The organism is Mesorhizobium prunaredense, assembly GCF_900156895.1.
GTDB lineage: Bacteria > Pseudomonadota > Alphaproteobacteria > Rhizobiales > Rhizobiaceae > Mesorhizobium > Mesorhizobium prunaredense.
In genome coordinates this window covers 415377-430253 of the sequence record NZ_FTPD01000045.1, presented here as the reverse complement: position 1 = coordinate 430253, position 14877 = coordinate 415377, and the positions used below count along the sequence as shown (strand labels likewise).

The 14877-nt window shown below is 62.6% G+C and carries 17 protein-coding genes; 11 read left to right on the top strand and 6 right to left on the bottom strand.

Going from position 1 to position 14877, the window contains the following annotated elements; all coding sequences use genetic code 11:
- Positions 1-70 precede the first annotated feature (70 nt).
- From BQ8794_RS25930 to BQ8794_RS25900, 7 genes are read left to right on the top strand one after another with little or no spacing between them, the layout of a single operon-like run.
- Positions 71-1066 carry an ABC transporter substrate-binding protein gene (locus tag BQ8794_RS25930; RefSeq protein ID WP_077381422.1) on the top strand — a complete coding sequence of 332 codons (996 nt, stop codon included), beginning with the start codon at positions 71-73 and terminating at the stop codon, positions 1064-1066.
- 12 nt (positions 1067-1078) lie between these two features.
- A complete protein-coding gene (locus tag BQ8794_RS25925) occupies positions 1079-1906 on the top strand; it encodes an ABC transporter permease (protein ID WP_077381421.1) in 828 nt (275 codons plus the stop codon).
- A 1-nt stretch (position 1907) separates the two neighbouring features.
- Positions 1908-2711, top strand: a complete 804-nt coding sequence (locus BQ8794_RS25920; protein ID WP_023799434.1) for an ABC transporter ATP-binding protein — start codon at positions 1908-1910, stop codon at positions 2709-2711.
- Between the two features lie 6 nt (positions 2712-2717).
- On the top strand, positions 2718-3473 hold the full coding sequence (locus BQ8794_RS25915) for an ABC transporter permease (protein WP_077381420.1): 756 nt from the start codon (positions 2718-2720) through the stop codon (positions 3471-3473).
- A 2-nt stretch (positions 3474-3475) separates the two neighbouring features.
- On the top strand, positions 3476-4174 hold the full coding sequence (locus BQ8794_RS25910; RefSeq protein ID WP_077381419.1) for a fumarylacetoacetate hydrolase family protein: 699 nt from the start codon (positions 3476-3478) through the stop codon (positions 4172-4174).
- Entirely contained in the window at positions 4167-5732 is a 1566-nt protein-coding gene (locus BQ8794_RS25905; protein WP_077381418.1) for an acyl--CoA ligase, read from the top strand. The genes BQ8794_RS25910 and BQ8794_RS25905 overlap by 8 nt, the downstream gene beginning before the upstream one ends.
- Positions 5733-5734: 2 nt before the next feature.
- Complete coding sequence (locus BQ8794_RS25900) at positions 5735-6718, top strand: 2-dehydropantoate 2-reductase (protein ID WP_077381697.1); 984 nt, start codon at positions 5735-5737, stop codon at positions 6716-6718.
- 10 nt (positions 6719-6728) lie between these two features.
- On the opposite strand, the gene BQ8794_RS25895 is transcribed toward BQ8794_RS25900, so the two are convergent.
- Genes BQ8794_RS25895 through BQ8794_RS25885 form a run of 3 tightly spaced genes read right to left on the bottom strand, consistent with a single transcriptional unit; the run spans position 6729 to position 7596 of the window.
- Positions 6729-7136 carry a type II toxin-antitoxin system VapC family toxin gene (locus BQ8794_RS25895; RefSeq protein WP_077381417.1) on the bottom strand — a complete coding sequence of 136 codons (408 nt, stop codon included), beginning with the start codon at positions 7134-7136 and terminating at the stop codon, positions 6729-6731.
- Complete coding sequence (locus BQ8794_RS25890; protein ID WP_077381416.1) at positions 7133-7399, bottom strand: AbrB/MazE/SpoVT family DNA-binding domain-containing protein; 267 nt, start codon at positions 7397-7399, stop codon at positions 7133-7135. Before BQ8794_RS25890 ends, BQ8794_RS25895 begins: the two co-directional genes overlap by 4 nt.
- Positions 7396-7596 carry a hypothetical protein gene (locus tag BQ8794_RS25885; RefSeq protein ID WP_077381415.1) on the bottom strand — a complete coding sequence of 67 codons (201 nt, stop codon included), beginning with the start codon at positions 7594-7596 and terminating at the stop codon, positions 7396-7398. Before BQ8794_RS25885 ends, BQ8794_RS25890 begins: the two co-directional genes overlap by 4 nt.
- On the opposite strand from BQ8794_RS25885, the gene BQ8794_RS25880 reads away from it, so the two are divergent.
- Positions 7583-7939: an ArsC family reductase gene (locus BQ8794_RS25880; protein WP_077381414.1), complete on the top strand. Its 357-nt coding sequence runs from the start codon at positions 7583-7585 to the stop codon at positions 7937-7939. The two genes, BQ8794_RS25885 and BQ8794_RS25880, sit on opposite strands and share 14 nt — an antisense overlap.
- 15 nt (positions 7940-7954) lie before the next feature.
- Here BQ8794_RS25880 and BQ8794_RS25875 read toward each other — a convergent pair whose 3' ends face one another.
- Together BQ8794_RS25875 and BQ8794_RS25870 are read right to left on the bottom strand one after the other, a co-directional pair.
- Positions 7955-9457 carry a xylulokinase gene (locus tag BQ8794_RS25875; protein ID WP_077381413.1) on the bottom strand — a complete coding sequence of 501 codons (1503 nt, stop codon included), beginning with the start codon at positions 9455-9457 and terminating at the stop codon, positions 7955-7957.
- Positions 9458-9502: 45 nt separating this feature from the next.
- Positions 9503-10486 carry a sugar-binding transcriptional regulator gene (locus BQ8794_RS25870; protein ID WP_244555099.1) on the bottom strand — a complete coding sequence of 328 codons (984 nt, stop codon included), beginning with the start codon at positions 10484-10486 and terminating at the stop codon, positions 9503-9505.
- Positions 10487-10624: 138 nt separating this feature from the next.
- Here BQ8794_RS25870 and BQ8794_RS25865 point away from each other — a divergent pair, with 138 nt between their 5' ends.
- Both BQ8794_RS25865 and BQ8794_RS25860 read left to right on the top strand, forming a co-directional pair.
- Positions 10625-11953 (top strand): sn-glycerol-1-phosphate dehydrogenase, encoded by a 1329-nt coding sequence (locus BQ8794_RS25865; RefSeq protein ID WP_077381412.1) that lies wholly within the window; start codon positions 10625-10627, stop codon positions 11951-11953.
- 4 nt (positions 11954-11957) lie between these two features.
- A complete protein-coding gene (locus BQ8794_RS25860) occupies positions 11958-12767 on the top strand; it encodes an HAD-IIB family hydrolase (RefSeq protein WP_077381411.1) in 810 nt (269 codons plus the stop codon).
- 145 nt (positions 12768-12912) lie between these two features.
- On the opposite strand, the gene BQ8794_RS25855 is transcribed toward BQ8794_RS25860, so the two are convergent.
- The gene (locus BQ8794_RS25855; RefSeq protein WP_167378839.1) at positions 12913-13833 is read right to left on the bottom strand and encodes a sugar-binding transcriptional regulator; all 921 of its coding nucleotides are present in this window, start codon (positions 13831-13833) and stop codon (positions 12913-12915) included.
- A 155-nt stretch (positions 13834-13988) separates the two neighbouring features.
- Here BQ8794_RS25855 and BQ8794_RS25850 point away from each other — a divergent pair, with 155 nt between their 5' ends.
- Positions 13989-14876, top strand: coding sequence for a carbohydrate ABC transporter permease (locus BQ8794_RS25850; RefSeq protein WP_077381409.1), 888 nt, complete (start codon positions 13989-13991; stop codon positions 14874-14876).
- Position 14877: the final 1 nt, after the last annotated feature.

Below are 14877 nucleotides of genomic sequence, written 5' to 3'. Positions count from 1 at the left end.
TCTTCTTGACCAATCTGCTCCATAGCCTTAACCAATCAAGGAAATGGTTACAAAAACGGGAGGAATGACAATGGCCGGCGTGTCCAGACGTACCATCCTTGCCACCGCTTTCGCCGCGGTCCTGGCATGTGCAGCGCCCTTGTCGGCCGCAAATGCGGGCGACATGCGCATCGCATTCGGCGACCTTCCCGGGATCGAATCCATCCAGACGCTCGCCGCGATAGAGCGCGCCAAGGAGCGCGGCGTGAATGTCGAGCTCATTGTTCTCAATGACGAGGATCTGGCTGCCCAGGCCATTGTCGGCGGCCAGGCCGATGTCGGCATTGGCGCGCCCTATACTTTGATCCAGAAGGTGGGCGTGCCGATCCGCATTTTCGCGCAGATATCGACGCTGCGCTTCTTTCCCGTCGTCAACAGCGAATTCTACAAGGAATGGAAGGATCTCGACGGGCAGGAGGTCGCCGTCCAGGCGCGCGGCTCCGGAACCGAGGCGGTCATGCTGCTGATGGCGAAAAACCACGGCATCAAGCTCGGCAACATCAGCTATGTCCCGGGTTCCGAGGTTCGCCGCAATGCGCTGCTCCAGGGGACCATCAAGGCGTCGATCGTCGATGCCGCCAACAGGCGCGCGCTCGAGGCCGAAGCCCCCGGCAAGTTCATCGTCTTGCCAGTCGAGGATCTCGGCGCCTCTGACGAAGCGCTTTTCGCGACCGCGGACTATCTGAAGAACAGCGCCGCCGACGTCGACATCCTGGTCGAGGAACTGATGAAGACCGCGCGCGAGATCACCGCGAACCCGGCGGTCGCCGTCGAGCTGCGCAACAAGTACAAACTGCTGCCGGATCTCGGCGCTGAAGCCGACAGCGAAATCACCGAATACTACAAGGAAACCGCGGAAGCCGGCAGTCTTGCGCTGAACGGCGGCGGAGCCGATGCGGCCAAGGACGACTTTGCCTTCTTCAGCCTTGCCGGCCAGATCGAAGGCGATCCAGCCAGCCTCAGGGTCGACGACTTTTGGGATGTCTCCGCAATCGACCGCGCCGTCGCCAAGCTCGGCAAGAAATAGGCGGCCTGCCGGATGGCCGTAAGCATCAGAACCGACGGCGAGGCTGCCGGCCTCGCTCCTCTTTCCAATCGCAGCGCAACGGGGGCATCGTGGGACCAGCCGGTCCTGCTCAGGCTGGTGTCGATCGCCCTGTTCGCAGGAATTTGGGAGGTGGCTGGGCGCATTCCGGTCAGCTTCGCCTTCCCGACCTTTTCCGACACGGTCGTCGCGTTCTTCGGACTGCTCGCCGACGGCAGCCTGGCAACCGCCTACCTTTCGACGCTGCAGCCGCTGGTGCTTGGCGTTATCCTGTCGGCGTTCCTGGGTGTCGGCCTCGGCACGATCTGTGGCCTGTGGCGCACCGGCGAATGGCTGGTGATCCCCGTTTTCATCGTGCTTCAGGCAGCACCCGTCGCCGCCTTCATTCCGATGGTCACCTTCGTCTACGGAATAGGCATGACCGCCAAGACGCTCGCCGTCATGATCCTGGCGCTGCCGGTCATCGTGCTCAACACCTACAAGGCGGTGCGTAACGTCAACGAGTCGCTGCTGGTCATGTGCCGATCGTTCCTGGGCACCCGTTGGCAGACCGTCACGAAGATCATCCTTCCGGACGCCAGCCCGGTGATTTTTGCCGGCTTGCGCCTCGGAGTCGCTGCCGGCTTCGTCGGCGTGGTGCTCGCCGAACTGCTGATTACCCCGACCGGCATCGGCGACCTCATCACCTTCCACCGCTCGCGCGCAGACTACGCCGAGATGTACGCAACAATTGCCTCGATCATTGCGCTTTCCACCCTGACGCTCGTCTTTCTGCAGTGGGTGGAAGTCCGCGTTTTCAGGCCCGAGAGCAGAGGTGCTTAAGATGGGCGCGACCGCACTGCGAAATGGACCGTCGCCGGTTCCCGCACCGATCGATTCAATCGTGGAAGTGAGAGGAATTTCCAAGACCTACGGCAATGTCGAGGCGCTGCGCGGCATCGATCTCGACTTTCCCAGGGGCAAGCTGACCAGCCTTCTCGGACCCAGCGGTTGCGGAAAGACGACGCTGCTGAAGATCATAGCGGGGCTGATACGGGCCGATGGCGGCACCGTCGCGATCAACGGCAAGCACGTCACCGCACCCGGCCCCGAACGCGCTTTCGTGTTCCAGGATTTTGCGCTGATGCCGTGGGCGACCGTGATGCGCAACGTGGCCTTCGGACTTGAATTGCGCGGCACCAACAAGGCCGAGCGCGAGGCGATCGCCCGCCGCTACATCGCCGAGGTGGGGCTCGCCGGCTTCGAGGACAAATATCCGCATCAGCTCTCGGGCGGCATGCGCCAGCGTGTCGGCCTGGCGCGGGCGTTGTCGGTCGATGCCGACGTCCTGCTGCTTGATGAACCGTTTTCGGCGGTCGACGAGCAGAACCGGCGGAAGTTCCAGGAAGACCTGATCCGGCTGCGCACCAACCAGAACAAGACCTTCATCTTCGTGACGCACTCGATCGAGGAAGCGGTCTACATCTCCGACCGCATCGTCTTGCTGTCGCCGAGACCCGGCCGGGTGTCGCAGATCATCGAACCGGAAATCGATCGCTCCGGCGACCCCGAGCGCATCCATCGCGACAGGCACTATCTCGATACTGTCGAGGAGATCTGGCAGGGGCTGAAGCAGTATGTGGAGTAAGCGGCCGTGACCTTGTTTGGCTACCGTGTGCCAATGATGGCGTCCCTGCTGGTCTGGTGCGTCGTATGGGAAATCGTCGGCCGGCTCGACCTTGTCTTTCTGCTGCCGCCGTTTAGCGACGTGCTGGTTGCAGCGGTCAGTCTCGTGCAGACGCCGTCCTGGCAGAGCGCGACAGTCACGACCCTTCGCGCCTTCGCCACGGGCATGGCCCTGTCGATCGTTATCGGCGTGCCATTGGGCATCCTGATGGGACGCGTCAAGATCGCCGACGACCTGCTCGGCATGTGGGTCAACATCTTTTCAAGCGCACCGCTCTCGGCGATCGTCCCGGTGCTGATGATCCTGTTCGGCTTCGGCGAGAAGACGATCGTTGCGGCGGTGTTCCTGTTTGCGATCTGGATCATCGTTCTCGACACCCGCGCCGGGGTCCGCCATATCTCGCCGTCGCTGATCGAGATGGCGCGTTCCTATGGCGCCTCGCGCCCGGCGCTCTATAGCAAGATCATACTTTGGGCGGCACTTCCGGAAATCCTTGCCGGCATCCGTCTCGGCCTCATCCGCGGCGTCAAGGGCGTCGTCATCGGCCAGTTACTCGTCGCCATCGTCGGCTACGGTGCGCTGTTCGAAACCTTCTCGCGAAATTTCCGCATGGCCGAATTCTGGGCCTTGACCATCATCCTTTTTGCCTTCGCCCTGCTGATCGCCGAACTGATCGAACGGGCCGAAGCCAAGGTCGAATACTACGCAGGAGCAAGACAGTGAACATGCACGGCACGACTTCAAGCTACGTCATCGAACCAACCGCAATCCCGAGCATCCCGGTGGCGGGAACCGACAAGATGTTTCCGGTGCACCGGGTCTATTGCGTCGGGCGGAACTATGCCGCGCATGCCGTCGAGATGGGACATGACCCTGACAAGGAGCCGCCATTCTTCTTCCAGAAGAACCCCGACAACCTCGATACGACAGGAGAATTTCCGTACCCTCCGGCCTCCAACGATGTTCATCACGAGATCGAAATGGTCGTGGCGCTGAAGAGCGGCGGTACCGACATCCCGGTCGAAAAGGCTCTGGACTGCGTGTTCGGTTATGGCGTAGGTCTCGATATGACGCGGCGCGACCTGCAAGGGAAGGCGAAGGACATGGGCCGTCCATGGGAGGTCGGCAAGGCCTTCGAGGCATCGGCGCCATGCACGCCATTGGTTCCGGCAAGCTCGACCGGCCATCCCAGCCAGGGCGCGATCTGGCTGGACGTCAATGGCCAGCGAAAGCAGACCGGCGATCTCAACCAGATGATTTGGAAGGTTCCGGAAATGATCAGCTATCTCTCAGGTCTGTTCACGCTGATGCCGGGGGACATCATTCTTTCCGGCACGCCGGCGGGCGTCGGCGCGGTCGTTCGCGGTGACGTTCTTCGCGGTCATATCGATGGCGTCGGCGACCTAGAGATTCGCGTTGTCTGAAGCGGTGTCGATCATTGAACGGCTTGCCGCCGGAGCCGACGATGCGCCGGCGATTTCGGCACCCGACAGGATCACGCTCAGCCATGGCGGACTGCGCCAGCTGATCTCCGAGACGGCAGCGCAATTGCATGCGCTGGGGCTCGGCCGTGGCGACCGGGTGGCCATCGTGCTGCCGAACGGGCCGGAAATGGCCACCGTCTTCGTCGCGGTGGCGGCGGCGGCATCGACGGCGCCGCTCAACCCGGCCTACCGGGCCGACGAGCTCGATTTTTATCTCTCCGACATCGGCGCCAAGGCGATCCTCGTCGCCGAAGACGAAAGCGGCCCGGCGGTGACCGTGGCCGAGCGCCTCGACATAGCGGTGCTCAGGCTCACAGCACTGCGTGACGCGCCAGCCGGCAGTTTTAAGATCGAGGGCAAACCGGTTGGTCCGTCTGTTTCGCCCGGCCTGGCTGAGGACGGCGACATCGCGCTGTTGCTGCACACGTCCGGCACCACGTCACGACCCAAACTGGTGCCGCTCAGCCATGCCAATCTCGCCGCCTCGGCCGCCCATATCGGCGCGACGCTCGGTCTGACGGCCGGCGATCGCTGCCTCAACATCATGCCGCTGTTCCACATCCATGGGCTGATCGCTGCGGTGCTGTCGTCGCTCGCCGCCGGCGGCAGCGTCTTCTGCACGCCGGGCTTCAACGCGCTGCGCTTCTTCCATTGGCTGAGCGAGGCGCGGCCGAGCTGGTACACGGCCGTGCCGACCATGCATCAGGCGATACTGCCGCGCGCAACGCGCAATGCCGAGGCGCTGGCCGCAGCGTCGCTTCGCTTCATCCGCTCGTCCTCGGCATCGCTGCCGCCGCAGGTGATGGCCGAGCTCGAAGCGACCTTCGGCTGCCCGGTGATCGAATCCTACGGCATGACCGAGGCCGCGCACCAGATGGCTTCGAACCGGCTGCCGCCAGGCCTGCGCAAGCCGGGCAGCGTCGGCGCCGCCGCCGGACCGGAGGTGGCGGTGATGGCGCCGGACGGGCGATTGCTGCAGCCCGGTGACACCGGCGAGATCGTCATTCGCGGGCCAAATGTCACCGCGGGCTACGAGAACAATCCGGACGCCAATGCCACGGCTTTTGCGCATGGCTGGTTTCATACCGGCGACCAGGGCGTGCTCGACGACGACTTCTATCTGCGCGTCACCGGCCGGCTCAAGGAGATCATCAACCGCGGCGGCGAGAAGATCTCGCCGCTCGAGGTCGACGACGTGCTGATGGACCATCCGGCGGTGGCGCAGGTCGTCACCTTCGCCACGCCGCACGACAAGCTCGGTGAAGAAGTCGCGGCCGCGATCGTGCTGCGCGAGGGCATGGCCGTGACAGAAGCCGAAATCCGCAGCTTTGCCGCGACGCGGCTTGCCGACTTCAAGGTGCCGCGCATTGTCCTGATCCTGGACGAAATCCCGAAGGGAGCGACCGGCAAGCTGCAGCGCATCGGCCTCGCGACCAAACTCGGTCTTGTCAAACCCGAGCTTGCCAAACCTGGGCTGGCCAAACCCGGGCTGGGATAATGATGCGGATCAGCATTTTTGGCGCTGGCGCGATCGGCGGCTATCTCGCGGCCAAACTTGCCATGGCCGGCCGGGTCGATCTGTCGATCGTGGCGCGCGGCGCTCATCTCGACGCGATCAGGGCGAACGGGCTTCGCCTGATCGAAGACGGTCATGAATCCGTCGCCTCGGTCAGGGCCGCCGCGCAGGCGCAGGAGCTAGGCGTCCAGGACTATGTCGTGCTGGCGCTCAAGGCCCATTCGGTTGCGCCAGCGCTCGACCAGATCGCGCCGCTGCTGGGCGAGGGGACGGCCGTCGTCACCATGCAGAATGGCGTGCCGTGGTGGTATTTCCACAGGATCGGCGGGCCGCTCGAAGGCACGCGGTTGCAAGCGGTGGACCCCGGCGGGGTGATCTGGGACCGGCTTGGGCCGGATCGCGTCATCGGCTCGGTCGTCTATCCCGCGGCAGAGGTGGATGCGCCCGGCCTCATCCGCCATATCGAGGGAAAGCGCTTCTCGCTTGGCGAGCCCTCGGGCGAGAAGAGCGAGCGTGTCACGCGGCTTGCCGAGGAGATGGTTGCGGCCGGGCTGCAGGCGCCGGTTCGCGACGATATCCGCAGCGAGATCTGGGTGAAGCTCTGGGGCAATCTCTCCTTCAATCCGATTTCCGCGCTGACCGGCAGCACGCTTGCGGCAATTACTGCCGACGAGGCGACCCGCACCCTTGCTCGCACCATGATGCTGGAGGCGCAGGCGATCGGCGAAAGCCTCGGCATCCGTTTCCCGATATCGGTCGACCGCCGCATCAAGGGTGCCGGCGACGTCGGCGAGCACAAGACCTCGATGCTGCAGGATCTTGAGCGTGGCCGACCGATGGAGATCGACGCGCTGATGACGGCGGTCCAGGAACTCGGCCGGCTGACTGGCCAGCCGACGCCGACCATCGACAGCGTGCTGGCGCTGGTGCGCCGCCTCGCCATCGAGCGCGGCTGCTATCTGGTATGAGACACGTTTATCAGGCGCTCGCCTTAAGGAGGTGGGCGGAACGCCCTTGTGAAGAAAGAAGCTTCACGACCTTTTTGTCAAAGGAAACGAAGACTTCCCCGCCTAGCCAGCGACCATCATAGGCAATCACACCATCAGCAAAATCACCACCAGCATCAAGGACCGATAGGCCGGCTTCAACTGCGGGCCGATTGACCACGACATTTTCCGTGTTCAGCAGGGCACGGATCGCGGCGGAAATGTCTTCGCAGGCAGTCTTGTATTGGCGCGCCAAGACCCACGTGAATTCACAAAGGGATTGTAAGCTTACAGCCACGATTTCAGCATTTGCCAGCAACTCGACAGCGGCACTCGCCTGCTTGGCATCGTCAGCCACATAGGCGCGGAGCAGAACATTCGTATCAGCCGTGATCTTCATTCCTTGCCGGCCCCGGCGGCCGCACCAGCCTCGGCGATTGCCTCATTGATTTCCTCAATAGTGAGGACTTGGCCATTCGTCTTCCCTTTCAGGAAGCCATGAAGGTCCCGAAACGATCCCTTCGGCTGCGATGCCTTTAGCTCTGCCCGGCCATCCGGTAGCAAATCCAGTTCAATTTTTTCTCCCGGCTTGATGCCGAGGTGTTGAAGCACTTCTTTCCGAAAAGTGACCTGCCCCCGTGCCGTTACGGTCAGTGTCGTCATGGCAGAATCTCCTGATTGATAAAAACAAACGTAATGCAAAATTGCATTACGTTCAAGCGCCGGGCTTCCCCGGCCATCAGGCACCCAAGAATTGTGAGGATGCCTGCGGGGTCGCTGGCAATGTTTGAACGGTGGTTTAGGGTGCGGCAGATTCGATGAGCGACCAGCCCGAGGGCCAAAATATTGACGATCACCATGTACGGCATCACCAATTGCGACACGATCAAGAAGGCGCGTGCCTGGCTGGAAAGCCACGATGTCGCCTATCGGTTTCACGACTACAGGGTCGAGGGGCTGGAGGCGGACCGGCTGGACGGCTGGTCCAGCAAGGTCGGCTGGGAAATCCTGCTCAACAAGTCGAGCACGACGTTTCGCGGACTGTCGGACACGGACAGGCTGAGCCTCGACGAGACGAAGGCCAAGGCGCTGATGCTGGCCAAACCGACGATGATCAAGCGGCCGGTCCTCGATCTCGGCGATCGTATCCTCGTCGGCTTCAAGCCTGATGTCTATCAGCAGGCGGTGGGTGGGTTGAAGTAGCGAAACGGCCGCTTTTCACGCTTCAGTTCGCCAGGCGAATTGGGTCGCGGAAAAGACCTTGGCCTGCCTGGCCGAGAGCGCGTCCCACGCTGCGCGGCAGCTGGGGTCCGGCTCGACTGTCTCGGCGATGCTCGTCATCGCATCCGCAGCATCAGCAAAACCCTCGAACCATCCGACGCCGACCGCCGCGCTGATCGCTGCGCCAAGCGAGGAGGCTTCGGCATTGTGACCCTTATGGATCGCGATCCCGGTTGCGTCCGCGATCATCTTTGTCCAAAGCTTGCTGTTGGCGCCGCCGCCGATCGCCACCATTTGCGCCGGCGAAAGACCATGGCTGCGCATTTCTTCGAGAGCCCGGGCGGTTTGCAGCGTCATTGCCTCTAGCCCTGCACGATAAAAGTGACCGAGCGTGTGCGAGGGGTGCATGCCGATGAAGCTCGCGCGTGCGCTCGGATCCCAATGCGGGTCCATGCAACCGACCAGGGTGGTGCCGGCGAGAAGTCCATCCGAGCCGATCGGAACGGCCGCCGCTTCCCTTTCCAGGCGGTCGAAGATCGCCGGATCGGAGCGTCCGCCGGCAAAATTGTCGACGAACCAGTTGACGAAATAGACACCCGCCCGCTGCACTGCCTCGAGGAAATAGCCATCGCCTGTTGGCGAGGTCATGGTGCGCCAGAAGGCGCCGACCACCGCTTCCCTAGACCAGATTCCCGCGATGATCGCGGTTCCGAGATTGAGATAGACGACGCCGTCGCGCATGGCATTGACGCCGAGCCCGGCGCATTGCCCGTCGCCGCCGGCGGCAATCACCGGCGTTCCCTCGGCGAGGCCGGTTGCGGCGGCGGCGGCGGCATGAACGGTCCCGACCCGCGTGCCAGACCGCACCGCATTGGGAAGTTGCGACGGCTTGATGCCGAGATGATCGAGGATCGGCTGCGACCATGCCTTGCGCGAGATGTCGAAGAGACCGAACGGATCGGCGCTGGTCCAGCTCGCGCTCGGCGTTCCCGTCAGTTTCAGCGTCAGATAGCCGTGCACGTCGAGGATTTTGTTCGCCTGGTCCAACCGTTCCGGCTCGTTCTCGCGCAGCCATTTCAGGCGGTAGACGACCGGCGTCACGTCGATCGGCTTGCCGGTGATCTGGTGCAGCCGCTCACGGCCGATCTCCGCCGCGAAACGGTCGATCAGCCCGGCGGCACGTTCATCGAGCCAAAGGCTGGCGGGTCCGATCGGCTCGCCGGCGCCGTCGATGAGGGCTACGGTCTCGCGCTGGTTGGAAATCGCGATCCCGGCGATGCGTGTCGCATCGACCGCGCCGACAAGCTGTCGCAGCGCCACTGTTGCGGCCCGCCACCAGTCGGTGACCTCCTGCTCGACATAGTCCGGCCTCGGCTTCATCAGCTCGAGCGGCGCGCGGCCTTCCGCCACGGCTCGTCCGTCGCGGCTCCAGGCAATCGCCTTGCAGGATTGCGTGGAACTGTCGAGGCCGACGACAAGAGGTCCGTCGCTGCTGCCCATGATTGTCCTCCCGAGACGATGAGTTCCACCGGTGCTGGTTACCGGTTATTCCAAGAGACTGTTCGCGGTGGCCATGTCGGTGACAAAATGTGTCGCATATCCGCCGCCGAGCCCGGCCCTGATCGCCGCCATCTTGCGGGCGCCGCCGGCGGCGCAGATGCGGACCGGCACCGCTTTCAGTTCGTCGAGCGTGATGCCGACGGTGCGTCCGTCGAGCGGCGTTGCGAAAGCAGCTCCATGAGCGTCGATGAACCGCCCGATGATGACCCCGAGCGCGCCCTGCTCGATCATGGCGGCAAGTGCCTCGGCATCCGATATCCCGGCTCGGGCATAGGTGCTCTCCGGCCCGATATCGCCGATCCCGAAGATGACCTTGCCGGCGGCACGGATCATGCGGAACTGGTTGACGAGCATCGGCTCCTGCATGAGTTCGTCGTGCAGTTCATCGGTGGAGACGATCGCCGGGGCAAGCAGGTTGATGCAGCGGGCGCCGAGCCGGTTGGCCATCAGCGACGTGCAGAATTCCGGCGAGAAATCGCTCGTGCCGATAGAGCTTCCCGAGAGCTGGACCACGGTGAGGTTCCGGTCATGCCGTAGTCGTGGGATCGAGCGGGCGGCAGCGAGCACCGTTTTTCCCCAGGCAACGCCGATCGTGTCACCCGGATCGACCATCGACGCAAGCAACCGTCCTGCCGCTTCGCCGATGCGGCGGTCGGCATCGTTGGGATCGAGGTCGGGGATGACCGCCGCGCCGCGAAGCGCGTATTTTTCCATGAGACGCCGCGAGGTCAAGGTGCGGGCAAAAGCGTCGTGGTCGACCTGCACGGCGACAAGTCCGCTTTCGCGCGCCTCCTGCAGATAGTGCACCACGCTCGCCCTGGAGACGTTCATGACCTTGGCCACATCGCTCTGGTTGAGCTGGTCGACATAGTAGAGCCAGGCAGCCCACGCCACCGCGCTGTCGAATTCGGGCGGCAGTGCCGAGAGCCCAGATGGTCGCACCATTTCGATGTCGGCGTTGGCATTCATGTCCCTTTTTCCGCAGGTTTGCAGAACGAAGTCAAGCGTCGCGGGCAAATGCTTGACAAAAGACAGTGATAGGTGACTATTGTTTATAACGCCAACGCTCCTGCGTCTCGATTACAGGGTCGCCAGCATGAGGACGTCATGACGAATCCGGCAGCCGGATCCTGGACGGCATTGATCGACGACATTTTGGACGGGCGCTGGACCAACCCGGAGACCGGCAAAAAGGCCGTGGTGCCGTATGACCGGATTGTCATCGAGGAAAGCCTCCACGGGCGGGCCGCCGATCTCGTTTCGGAGCTCGATCTGGGTGAGCGGTTCACGGTCGTTGCGGATGCCGCCACCTATGAGGTGCTTGGCGAACGCGTCGCGCGCGAACTGAAGACGCTCGGCCCCGTTGATGTGGTGATCCTGGAACACCCGCATGCCGACATGGCCAATGTCGAAAGCCTGGCCATCAAACTCGCCGATGCGGATGCCGTGGTCGCGGTCGGCTCCGGCACCATCAACGATCTCTGCAAGTTCGTCACCGGAAGGAATGAGCGGCGCTATTGCGTGTTCGGGACAGCCGGTTCGATGAACGGCTACACATCGACGACTGCGTCCATCACACTGGAAAGCGGCCTGAAGGTATCGCTCCCTTCCCACGCCCCTTCAGGCTTTTTCGTCGATCTTGGCGTCTCCGCTGCCGCCCCGACCTACCTGTCGGCGGCGGGGTTCGGTGACTGCCTTTGCCGCTCGGTCGCCCAGATCGACTGGTGGATGTCGCACCGCCTGCTTGGCACGGCCTACCATCAGGTCCCTTTTCTCATCCAGGAAAAGGATGAGGCGGCGCTCAACGAGCGTGCCGGAAATCTTGCCGAACACGACATCGATGCCAATGGCTACCTCTATCGCGTGCTGACGCTCTGCGGTCTCGGCATTTCCTTCACCGGCGTCTCCAATCACGGTTCCATGGGCGAGCATCAGATATCGCACTACATCGACTGTTTCGCCGCCGAGCGTCACCCCGGCACGCTGCACGGCACCCAGGTCGGCGTTGCTTCGCTCACCATGGCGCGATTGCAGCAAGCCATGCTTGCAAGCGACACGCCGCCGGTGGTGAAGGCGACGAAGATCGATCCTGGCGACATGGTCCGCCGCATGGGCCCGGCTGTCGCCGCACAATGTCTCCACGAACTGAAGAAGAAGGCCTTCGACGAGACTGCCGCCGCGGCATTCAACGAGCGGCTGCAGGAGCTCTGGCCGACACTCAGGCAGGAGCTCAAGCAATTCATGGTGCCTGTCGACGAGATGCAGCGCCTGCTGAAATCTACCGGCGGGCCGATTTCAGCGGCCGAATTGGGCACGCCGGCCGATTTCTATCGCGAAGCCGTCGTTCATTGCCGGGAGATGCGCAATCGTTTCTCGTTCCTCGACATTGCTGCCGATGCAGGAATGCTGGAGGATTTTGCGCGCGGGGAAGCCTGACCGGATGCGCGACCTCGCCGAATTCGGACCCGAAACTGCATCGCGCATTCGCGGCGTCTTCTGCGATATCGACGACACCTTGACGACCGAGGGTCGTCTTCCGGCCGATGCCTACCGTGCGCTCGAACGCCTGCACGAGGCGGGCCTTGTCGTTGCTCCCATTACCGGGAGACCGGCAGGCTGGTGCGACATGATTGCCCGGTTCTGGCCGGTCACCGGCGTGGTCGGCGAAAATGGCGCTTTTTACTTCGCCTATGATCAGGCAACGCGAAAGATGATCCGGGTTTTCGCGGCGAGCGCTGACGAACGCCGGGAAAACAGGCGCAGACTCACCGAACTGGAAAAGCGCATTGTCGAGGAAGTGCCGGGTTCGGCGGTCTCCGCCGACCAGCAATATCGCGAAGCCGACCTGGCCATCGACTTTTGCGAGGATGTTCCGGCGCTGCCGCTGTCCGATGCCAGGCGCATCAAGCAGATTTTCGAGGAGGCCGGCGCTGTCGCCAAGATTTCGTCGATCCATGTGAATGGCTGGTTTGGCCGATACGACAAGCTGTCGATGACGCGCCGCTTTGCAAGCGAGAGGCTGGGGACCGATCTCGATGTTGAAAGGCAGGTCTATGCTTTCGTCGGCGACAGCCCCAACGACGCCCCGATGTTCGGGTTCTTTCCAAATTCGTTCGGGGTCGCGAATGTGGTGGATTTCCAGGGACAGATCGACGCCGAACCCGCTTACGTCGCCAGGTCACGGGGCGGCCGCGGCTTCGTCGAGATTGCCGATATCATCCTGGCGAACCGGAGGTCGGCGGTGGTCTAATCGGCGCGAAATGTGCCGGCTGCAAAAAGACGCAAAGGATGTTCTGCAGGCGATGGAACCGAACCAGGGACGGCTTAGGGAAGCGGGCGCGATGCACCAGGCAAAACCGCACGGCTGCTTCGGCTGCCGCCGCAATTCCGGCCGGTCACAGCGAACTGCCCGTCTCCTGGTCGGTGATGAGGCCGGTGAAGAACCCCTTTTCCAGGAGCTTGGCCATGATGCCGACCTTGTTCTTTCCGCCGGAAACGAGGATGCGTTTGGGAATGTTCAGCGTGTCGCGAGGATAGACCCCGACAATGCGCTCGTTGACGGGATGGTCGATGAGTTCGGCGTCCCGGTCGAAGAAATAGCCGAGAAAGTTCCCGATCGGCTTCATTCTCAGGATATCGTCGAATTCCTCGTCGGTCATGTAGCCGACGCTCCGCAGCGTCGAACTGGTTGTGCCGCCGACGCTCATCAGCGCAAGGTCGGCGTTCAGCGCCTTCTGGATAACCTCGCGCGCGCTCGGTTGCTGCAGGATCGTTTCACGGCTTTCACGGCTGTCGCAGATGATCGGTCCGGGGAGATAGTAGGATTCGGCCTGGGTGCGCTGGGCAAAGACGGCGGCGGCGTCGTATTTGTCGATCGACGACCGACGCGACAGCGAGCCGAGAAGCGGTACGACGGTAACGTTCCTGAGCGCCACCGGCTCGATGTTGGAAGCGAGCCATCGCATGGTTCGGCCCCACGCCATGGCGACCGTCATGTCGTCCCTGAGCAGCGTCTCGACCGTCTGCGCGGCATAGATGCCGATCACTTCGGAAAGCCCGAGCTCCGACCCGGTGTCATCAGGTGTGACGCTGCATATGTCGAGCCGGTACTTCCGTCTGAGCTGTTCTTCCATTTCGAGCGCCTGGGACGTCCCGGCGTTGATGCGGATCGAGACGATGCCGCGCTCCTTCGCCTCGGCCAGCAGCCTGTGGATCTTGGTTCGGTTGATCTGCAGCCGCTCGGCGATGGCCTGCTGCGTTTCGCCCAGCACGAAATACTGATGGGCAACCCGTGCCAGCAGACCGATCGACGTCATGAGGGTCCTCCGATGCTTGTGGCGCACCCATCCGAATGCCGCTGTAGCCGGCCAACAAGTGCTTGCCACAGACAGGGCGACGATATAGCATTTGAACAAATGCACAAGATATGAACATTTGTGCATCGCAAAACGAAGCGGTTCGGGAGGAACGCGTGCGGGTTGCCCAAGCCAGACGTTTCGTCATTTCGGATCACCCGCTGCCCTGGCTGCTGCCGCTGGTGGCGATCCTGCTTGTCTTCACCGTGTATCCTCTCATCTACAACATCTGGCTGAGCTTCCATGAGTTCGTACCGCGCCGGCGGGCGATCGAATTCGTCGGAACGGAAAACTGGGTGCAGCTGTGGAACGACACACGGTTCTGGCAGTCGCTCGTCATCACCTTCACCTATTTCGCCATCGCGCTGATCTTCGAGCTGGTGCTCGGCATGGCGATCGCGCTGCTCCTGGACAGCGACGGCTTCGGTTTCGGCTTCCTGCGCGGCGTGTTGACGATGACGCTCGTCATCCCGCCGGCCATCGTCGGCATGATGTATCTGCTTATGGAGGATCCGCAGTTCGGCGTGATCAGCTATCTCCTGCAATCGATCGGACTGCTCAATTCGAACAACCCCATCCTCGCCACCGCGTCGACCGCGCTTGCCGGCGTTCTCGTCGCGGAAATCTGGCAGTGGACGCCGTTCATGGTGCTCATCTTCCTTGCCGGTCTCAGGGCGCTGCCGCCGGAGCCTTACGAGGCCGCGATGATCGACGGCGCCTCGGCGTTCCAGATTTTCCGGCGCATCACCCTGCCGATGATGTCGAAGGTGATCGCCATCGCCGTGCTGGTCCGCGGCATCGATCTGTTCCGCGTCTTCGACTACGTCTTCGTCATGACCTCCGGCGGGCCGGGAGCCTCGACTTATTCGCTTTCCCTCTATGCATGGCAGCAGACGTTCAGCTTCGTAAAATGGGGCTATGGAGCCACGCTCAGCCTCGTCACCCTGGTGATCATCCTCGTCATTGCCAACCTTTTCATCCGTATCGCCAAGGTGAGGTGGTAGA

Coding starts and splice junctions, on each gene's coding strand:
- BQ8794_RS25930 (WP_077381422.1), top strand. CDS start 71: ATGGCCGGCGTGTCCAGACGTACCATCCTTGCCACCGCTTTCGCCGCG.
- BQ8794_RS25925 (WP_077381421.1), top strand. CDS start 1,079: ATGGCCGTAAGCATCAGAACCGACGGCGAGGCTGCCGGCCTCGCTCCT.
- BQ8794_RS25920 (WP_023799434.1), top strand. CDS start 1,908: ATGGGCGCGACCGCACTGCGAAATGGACCGTCGCCGGTTCCCGCACCG.
- BQ8794_RS25910 (WP_077381419.1), top strand. CDS start 3,476: ATGCACGGCACGACTTCAAGCTACGTCATCGAACCAACCGCAATCCCG.
- BQ8794_RS25900 (WP_077381697.1), top strand. CDS start 5,735: ATGCGGATCAGCATTTTTGGCGCTGGCGCGATCGGCGGCTATCTCGCG.
- BQ8794_RS25895 (WP_077381417.1), bottom strand. CDS start 7,136: ATGAAGATCACGGCTGATACGAATGTTCTGCTCCGCGCCTATGTGGCT.
- BQ8794_RS25890 (WP_077381416.1), bottom strand. CDS start 7,399: ATGACGACACTGACCGTAACGGCACGGGGGCAGGTCACTTTTCGGAAA.
- BQ8794_RS25885 (WP_077381415.1), bottom strand. CDS start 7,596: ATGGTGATCGTCAATATTTTGGCCCTCGGGCTGGTCGCTCATCGAATC.
- BQ8794_RS25875 (WP_077381413.1), bottom strand. CDS start 9,457: ATGGGCAGCAGCGACGGACCTCTTGTCGTCGGCCTCGACAGTTCCACG.
- BQ8794_RS25870 (WP_244555099.1), bottom strand. CDS start 10,486: ATGAATGCCAACGCCGACATCGAAATGGTGCGACCATCTGGGCTCTCG.
- BQ8794_RS25865 (WP_077381412.1), top strand. CDS start 10,625: ATGACGAATCCGGCAGCCGGATCCTGGACGGCATTGATCGACGACATT.
- BQ8794_RS25860 (WP_077381411.1), top strand. CDS start 11,958: ATGCGCGACCTCGCCGAATTCGGACCCGAAACTGCATCGCGCATTCGC.
- BQ8794_RS25855 (WP_167378839.1), bottom strand. CDS start 13,833: ATGACGTCGATCGGTCTGCTGGCACGGGTTGCCCATCAGTATTTCGTG.